This is a genomic window from Pseudomonas helleri (genome assembly GCF_009600315.1).
In the GTDB taxonomy this organism is placed as follows: Bacteria; Pseudomonadota; Gammaproteobacteria; order Pseudomonadales; family Pseudomonadaceae; genus Aquipseudomonas; species Aquipseudomonas helleri_A.
Window position 1 is genome coordinate 1 of the sequence record NZ_WIWC01000146.1, and the last position, 301, is coordinate 301.

Annotated in this window: 1 protein-coding gene; it reads right to left on the reverse strand. The window is 55.8% G+C overall.

All coding sequences use genetic code 11. The annotated features are described in order from the left end of the window. Positions 1 to 114 precede the first annotated feature (114 nt). On the reverse strand, positions 115 to 301 hold a 187-nt coding region (locus GHN86_RS23520), incomplete at its 5' end, for a hypothetical protein (RefSeq protein WP_194286573.1).

Genomic DNA, 301 nt, shown 5'->3' on the forward strand with positions numbered 1-301 from the left:
TCGAAACTTCCCCCATAGCAATCAAGAGCAGCGTGATCTGGGCTCGCAGGTTTCTCCGCGCCACACGCCAACGCACCACCACCGGACATTCCGACGCGCCGATTTCGCCATCCTTCAACAAGATGGCGCAGAAGTCTCGATGGTGTTGGACGTCAGCGTGTCATTCAATGCGCGAGCGAAATGCTCAAAACCTTGCGCCGGATCAGCCGCTGGCACGAAGAATCTCTCCAGCGGCAATACCGAGGCGTTCATGATCGACAGCAGCAGTTCCCTGTTCCCCTTTAGGGTGTAGACAAAATTA